The following is a 6115-nucleotide window of genomic DNA, read 5'->3' as shown; positions in this document are numbered from 1 at the left end:
CGGGAAGGAAGCGGCGGGCCGCCGGTGGAGCCGTGCGGGGCGGGCTCAGATGAGGCCCAGCTCCTGGACCGCGTCGCGCTCCTCGGTCAGCTCCTTGACCGAGGCGTCGATGCGGGCGCGCGAGAAGTCGGAGATCTCCAGGCCCTGGACGATCTCGAACCTGCCGTCCTTGGTGGTGACCGGGAAGGAGGAGATCAGGCCCTCCGGAACGCCGTAGGAGCCGTCGGAGACGACACCCATGGAGGTCCAGTCGCCCTCGGCGGTGCCGTTGACCCAGGTGTGCACGTGGTCGATGGCGGCGTTGGCGGCCGAGGCGGCCGAGGAGGCGCCACGGGCCTCGATGATGGCGGCGCCGCGCTTGGCGACGGTCGGGATGAAGTCGTTCTCCAGCCAGGCCAGGTCGCTGCCGACGGCCTCGAAGGCCGGCTTGCCGGCGATCTCGGCCTGGAAGACGTCCGGGTACTGGGTCGCGGAGTGGTTGCCCCAGATGGTGACGCGCTTGATGTCCGAGACCAGGGCGCCGGTCTTGGCGGACAGCTGGCCGACGGCGCGGTTGTGGTCCAGGCGGGTCATCGCGGTGAAGCGCTCGGCCGGGACGTCCGGGGCGTTGCGCTGGGCGATCAGGGCGTTGGTGTTGGCCGGGTTGCCGACGACCAGGACCTTGATGTCGTCCGCGGCGTGGTCGTTGATGGCCTTGCCCTGCGGGCCGAAGATGCCGCCGTTGGCCTGCAGCAGGTCGCCGCGCTCCATGCCCGCGGTGCGCGGACGGGCGCCGACCAGCAGCGCGACGTTGGCGCCGTCGAAGGCCTCGTTCGGGTTGTCCGTGATGGTGATGTCGCGCAGCAGCGGGAAGGCGCAGTCGACGAGCTCCATGGCGGTGCCCTCGGCGGCCTTGAGGCCCTGCGGGATCTCCAGGAGGCGCAGGTTCACCGGCACGTCGGCGCCGAGCAGGTGGCCCGAGGCGATGCGGAAGAGCAGCGCGTAGCCGATCTGGCCGGCCGCGCCGGTGATGGTGACGTTGACGGGGGTGCGGGTCATTTCTACCTTCTCCAGCAAATCGCCAGGCGCCCCAGGCACACCGGCACTGGAGCCAGGATGATCTCTCTCGACGTCGAGAGACCGGCGTCAGGTTATCGCAAAGGGAAGCGTACGCCTGGTGTCCCGGCGTGGCTGATGCGTCACAGAAGAAAGGCGGCCCCCGCCCGGGCCCTGGATTTCCATGGCGTCGGGCGGGGGCCGTCACGGGCCGCGGGTCAGTGCCGGGGCCGGCCCATCAGCTGGCCGATGTTGTCGAGCAACGGGATCTGCACCCACGGGTTCGGCTGCGCCACCAGGGTCAGCAGCACGATCGAGAGGCCCAGGAAGCTCAGCACGATCACGTCGGTGAAGCGGCTGCGCACCGCCAGCATCCCGACCTCGGGCAGCACCAGCCGCAGCACCGCACCGAGCAGCACGCCGCCGCCGAGGATCAGCAGCCCGTACTTGAAACCGTCCTTGAAGTCGGCGAACCAGGTGACCGCGAGGCCGGCGCCGACGACCAGCAGGACGAGCGTGATCGGCCACTGCCGGACCGGCAGGGCGTGATCGCGTCCGAGGGCCGCGGCCGAGCCCTCGGGCGGCAGGGTGCCGGTGGTCTTGACCGGCCTGCGGCGGGACCGGGCCGATCGCGGTTCAGTCATGCTCGCCGTCCCTGGGGTGTCAGATGCCGGCGCGGCGCTCGGCCGCCTCGACGATGTTGTTGAGCAGCATCGCGCGGGTCATCGGGCCCACGCCGCCGGGGTTCGGGGAGATCCAGCCGGCCACCTCGGCCACCCCCGGGTGCACGTCGCCGACGATCTTGCCCTCGCTGCGGCTGACGCCCACGTCCAGCACCGCCGCGCCCGGCTTGACGTCCTCCGGCTTGACCAGGTGCGGCACGCCGGCGGCGGCCACGATGATGTCGGCCTTGCGCAGGTGGGCGCCGAGGTCCCGGGTGCCGGTGTGGCACAGGGTGACGGTGGCGTTCTCGCTGCGGCGGGTCAGCAGCAGGCCGATCGAACGGCCGACGGTGATGCCGCGGCCGACCACGACCACCTCGGCGCCGTTGATCTCGACGTCGTGGCGGCGCAGCAGCTCGACGATGCCGAGCGGGGTGCACGGCAGCGGGCCGTCGATGCCCAGGGCGAGCCGGCCGAGCGAGGTCGGGTGCAGGCCGTCGGCGTCCTTGTCCGGGTCCATCAGCTCCAGGACCGGGTTCTGGTCCAGGCCCTTGGGCAGCGGCAGCTGGACGATGTAGCCGGTGCAGGTCGGGTCGGCGTTGAGCTCGCGGACGACGTTCTCCACGTCCTCCTGGGTGGCGGTGGCGGGCAGCTCGCGCTGGATCGAGGCGATGCCGACCTCGGCGCAGTCCTTGTGCTTCCCGTTCACGTACCAGCGGCTGCCCGGGTCGTCGCCGACCAGGACGGTGCCGAGGCCGGGCGTGACGCCCTTCGCCTTGAGGGCCGCCACGCGGGCGGCGAGTTCGGACTTGATCGCGGCGGCGGTGGCCTTGCCATCGAGAATCTGGGCAGTCATGACCCCATTCTCCCGGATCGCCGGGGGTCTCCGTACCGAGGGCGTCCGACCGCTCGGGCCGCGGTTCCGGGGGTGGCCGGGCCGGGGAACGGGCGCGCGGCCGGGCGGGGGAACAGCCGGGGGAACCGGCGGGTGAACGGACGGGTACGAAGGTCCACCGCACATTGCGGTTGCGCCACAGTCTCGGCGCGGCACGCGGAACCGGCTGGACAGGGCGCCGTCGTCCGGATGACGATAAGCGCATTCCCGCCGCGAACCGGCCCGGTGACGGGCCGACGGACCCGCGGTGGGGCGTACCCGGGGGAAAGAGCCAGTGAGCCGACCAGAGCAGAGCCAGCAGTCCGACCGCGGGGGCACCGTCCCGCCCGCACCGCACCCGTCGGCTGCCTCGCGCCCCTGACGCTCACCACGCTGCCGAGCCGCGGCGCCCGTCACCGCCGCCGGGCTGTCACCCCGCTCGGCTAACGTCCCCTTCGGCCGGTGACCCTTGTCACCGGTCGGCACCGGGCCGTCAGCGTCCCGTCCCCGCGTCCCCGCAACTGCCCGGAGGCATCCATGAGTTACCCGCCCGACCCGAACAACCCGTACGGCCAGCCGCAGGCCGCCCCGGGCTACGGCTACCCGCAGCAGGCCCCGCCGCCGCAGGCCGCCCCGGGCTACGGCTACCCGCAGGCCGCCCCGGCCTACGGCTACGCGCCGATGGCCCCGCCGTCCATGCCGGGCCTGGTGACCACCGCCCGCGTGCTGCTGTTCATAGTCGGCGGCGTGCAGACGCTGCTCGCGATCCTCTACATGGTCATCGGGGCGGTCGCCAAGGACGCCACCAACGCCACCCGGGCCGCGAGCGAGGACAACCCGTTCACCGCGCTGGGCGACGCCGCCGCCGGCGTCCTGATCGTCGTCGCCGTGCTGTTCGGCCTGTTCGCCGCGCTCTCCATCACGCTCGGCGCGAAGTTCGGCAAGGGCGGCAACGCCGTCCGGGTCACCACCATCGTGTACGGCTCGCTCGGCGCCCTGATCGGCCTGCTGATCCTGCTGGGCGCCATCACCGGCGGCACCGCGGTCGGCCTGGTCATGGCCCTGCTCTGGCTGGCGATCAGCATCATCTGGATCACCGCCATGTGCGTCCAGGACGGCGTCAACTGGTTCAACCGGCCGCGGTACTGACCGGCCCGCAGGACCACGCCGGAGCGGCCCGGCTCCCTCCTCGGAGGGGGCCGGGCCGCTCTGTCGTTCCGTCACGCCGTCACGCCGGCGGCGGGATCAGTGGAAGAAGTGCCGCGCGCCGGTGAAGTACATGGTCACGCCGGCCTCGGCGGCCGCCGCGACGACCTCCTCGTCACGGATCGAGCCACCGGGCTGGACGATCGCCTTGACGCCGGCCGCGATCAGGATCGCCGGACCGTCCGCGAACGGGAAGAAGGCGTCCGAGGCCGCGTAGGCGCCCTTGGCGCGCTCGCCGGCCCGCTCGACCGCGAGCTTGCAGGAGTCCACCCGGTTGACCTGGCCCATGCCGACGCCGACCGAGGCACCGTCCTTGGCCAGCAGGATCGCGTTGGACTTGACGGCCCGGCAGGCCCGCCAGGCGAAGGCCAGCTCGGCCAGCTCGGCCGCGGTCAGCGCCTCGCCGGTGGCGAGGGTCCAGTTCGCCGGGTCGTCGCCCTCGGCGTGCACCCGGTCGGCGTCCTGGAGCAGCACGCCGCCGGAGACCGGGCGCACCTCCTGGCGGTTGGCCGGGGCCTCGGGGGCGAGCAGCACCCGCAGGTTCTTCTTGCGGGTGAGCACCTCCAGGGCGCCCTCCTCGTAGCCGGGGGCCACGACGACCTCGGTGAAGATCGGGGCGATCTGCTCGGCCAGCGCCACGGTGACCGGGCGGTTGACGGCGATCACGCCGCCGTACGCGGAGACCGGGTCGCACTCGTGGGCCTTGCGGTGCGCCTCGGCGACGTCGGCGCCGGTCGCGATGCCGCACGGGTTGGCGTGCTTGATGATCGCGACGGCCGGCTCGGCGTGGTCGTAGGCGGCGCGGCGGGCGGCGTCGGTGTCGACGTAGTTGTTGTACGACATCTCCTTGCCGTGCAGCTGCTGCGCGCCGGCCAGGCCGCCGGTGCCGTCGCTGTACAGCGCGGCGCCCTGGTGCGGGTTCTCGCCGTAGCGCAGCACGTTCTGGCGCTCCCAGGTGGCGCCGAGGAACTCGGGGAAGCGCTCGTCGCTGGGCGCGTAGCCGGCCTCGAACCAGGAGGCGACGGCCACGTCGTAGGCGGCGGTGTGGGCGAACGCGGCGCCGGCCAGGCGCTTGCGGGTGGCCAGGTCGAAGCCGCCCTCCTGGGCGGCCTTCAGCACGTCGCCGTAGCGGGCCGGGTCGACCACCACGGCCACCGAGGGGTGGTTCTTGGCGGCGGCGCGCACCATGCTCGGGCCGCCGATGTCGATCTGCTCGACGCACTCGTCCGGGGTGGCGCCGGAGGCGACGGTGGCCTTGAACGGGTAGAGGTTCACCACGACCAGGTCGAAGGGCTCGACGCCGAGCTCGGCCAGCTGGGCGCGGTGCGACTCCAGCCGCAGGTCGGCCAGCACGCCGGCGTGCACGCGGGGGTGCAGCGTCTTCACGCGCCCGTCCAGGCACTCCGGGAAGCCGGTCAGCTCGGAGACCTCGGTCACCGGGACGCCGGCGGCGGCGATCCGGCCGGCGGTGGAGCCGGTGGAGACGATGGCGACCCCGGCGGCGTGCAGGCCCTGGGCCAGCTCCTCCAGACCGGTCTTGTCGTACACGCTGATCAGCGCGCGACGGATCGGACGAACGTTCTCCGAAACGGGCGTGGTGGTGGAGCTGGCACTCATGCCGGAATCCATACCTTTCGGTCCTCGATGCGGTGACCCTCGCGGGCCAGCCGGCCCACGATGTCGACGAGCAGCTTGCGCTCGACAGTCTTGATGCGCTCGTGCAGCGCTTCGCCGCCATCGGCGTGGTCGGCGTCGACGACCTCGACGACGCCCTGCACGATGATCGGCCCGGTGTCCACGCCGGAGTCGACCAGGTGGACGGTGCAGCCGGTGACCTTCACCCCGTACGCGAGCGCGTCGGTGACGCCGTGGGCGCCGGGGAAGGCGGGCAGCAGTGCGGGGTGGGTGTTGACGATCCGCCCGGTGAAGGCGGCGATGAACTCGGGGCCGAGGATCTTCATGAAACCGGCCGTGACCACCAGGTCCGGCTGGTACTCGGCGACGGAGGCGGTCAGCGCGCGGTCCCAGGCGGCCCGGTCCGGGTGGTCCTTCACCCGGTGGACGAAGGTCGGCAGGCCCGCCTTCTCCGCCCGCTCCAGACCGGCGATCCCGTCCCGGTCCGCACCGACGGCGAGGATCTCGGCGCCGTACGCCGGATCGGCGGCGGCCTCGATCAGCGCCTGCAGGTTGGTGCCGGAGCCGGAGACCAGCACGACCAGGCGGGCCGGTCCGGGCGTACGGGGCGGGAAGTGCTGGGCGGGGGCGGCGGCCACTGCGCGTTTCTCCGTAGGTCGGGCGCCGTCCGCTGGTACGTCCACCGGCGGTGGGGCCACTACGA

General features: G+C 72.8%; 6 protein-coding genes. 1 reads left to right on the top strand and 5 read right to left on the bottom strand.

Going from position 1 to position 6115, the window contains the following annotated elements; genetic code table 11:
* Positions 1 to 45 precede the first annotated feature (45 nt).
* The 3 genes from ACFCY1_RS35390 to ACFCY1_RS35380 all read right to left on the bottom strand — a co-directional run bounded on the left by ACFCY1_RS35390 (position 46) and on the right by ACFCY1_RS35380 (position 2553).
* Entirely contained in the window at positions 46 to 1038 is a 993-nt protein-coding gene (locus tag ACFCY1_RS35390) for a malate dehydrogenase (RefSeq protein WP_074003925.1), read from the bottom strand.
* A 215-nt stretch (positions 1039 to 1253) separates the two neighbouring features.
* Positions 1254 to 1679 carry a DUF3017 domain-containing protein gene (locus tag ACFCY1_RS35385; RefSeq protein ID WP_049654793.1) on the bottom strand — a complete coding sequence of 142 codons (426 nt, stop codon included), beginning with the start codon at positions 1677 to 1679 and terminating at the stop codon, positions 1254 to 1256.
* Between the two features lie 19 nt (positions 1680 to 1698).
* Entirely contained in the window at positions 1699 to 2553 is an 855-nt protein-coding gene (locus ACFCY1_RS35380; protein WP_049654792.1) for a bifunctional methylenetetrahydrofolate dehydrogenase/methenyltetrahydrofolate cyclohydrolase, read from the bottom strand.
* Between the two features lie 555 nt (positions 2554 to 3108).
* On the opposite strand from ACFCY1_RS35380, the gene ACFCY1_RS35375 reads away from it, so the two are divergent.
* A complete protein-coding gene (locus ACFCY1_RS35375; RefSeq protein WP_049654791.1) occupies positions 3109 to 3720 on the top strand; it encodes a hypothetical protein in 612 nt (203 codons plus the stop codon).
* Positions 3721 to 3816: 96 nt separating this feature from the next.
* On the opposite strand, the gene purH is transcribed toward ACFCY1_RS35375, so the two are convergent.
* Together purH and purN are read right to left on the bottom strand one after the other, a co-directional pair.
* Positions 3817 to 5394: a bifunctional phosphoribosylaminoimidazolecarboxamide formyltransferase/IMP cyclohydrolase gene (gene purH / locus ACFCY1_RS35370; protein ID WP_074003926.1), complete on the bottom strand. Its 1578-nt coding sequence runs from the start codon at positions 5392 to 5394 to the stop codon at positions 3817 to 3819.
* Positions 5391 to 6050 carry a phosphoribosylglycinamide formyltransferase gene (purN, locus tag ACFCY1_RS35365; protein ID WP_375877221.1) on the bottom strand — a complete coding sequence of 220 codons (660 nt, stop codon included), beginning with the start codon at positions 6048 to 6050 and terminating at the stop codon, positions 5391 to 5393. Before purN ends, purH begins: the two co-directional genes overlap by 4 nt.
* Positions 6051 to 6115 lie beyond the last annotated feature (65 nt).

The organism is Kitasatospora sp. NPDC056273 (assembly GCF_042268845.1).
Lineage (GTDB): Bacteria > Actinomycetota > Actinomycetes > Streptomycetales > Streptomycetaceae > Kitasatospora.
The sequence above is the reverse complement of the archived record's forward strand: the minus strand, read 5'-3'. Positions and strand labels throughout refer to the sequence as shown.

What these genes read in the sequence shown, in the direction of transcription:
- ACFCY1_RS35380 (WP_049654792.1), bottom strand. Translation starts at nt 2,553, where the DNA reads ATGACTGCCCAGATTCTCGATGGCAAGGCCACCGCCGCCGCGATCAAG.
- ACFCY1_RS35390 (WP_074003925.1), bottom strand. Translation starts at nt 1,038, where the DNA reads ATGACCCGCACCCCCGTCAACGTCACCATCACCGGCGCGGCCGGCCAG.
- ACFCY1_RS35375 (WP_049654791.1), top strand. Translation starts at nt 3,109, where the DNA reads ATGAGTTACCCGCCCGACCCGAACAACCCGTACGGCCAGCCGCAGGCC.
- purH (WP_074003926.1), bottom strand. Translation starts at nt 5,394, where the DNA reads ATGAGTGCCAGCTCCACCACCACGCCCGTTTCGGAGAACGTTCGTCCG.
- ACFCY1_RS35385 (WP_049654793.1), bottom strand. Translation starts at nt 1,679, where the DNA reads ATGACTGAACCGCGATCGGCCCGGTCCCGCCGCAGGCCGGTCAAGACC.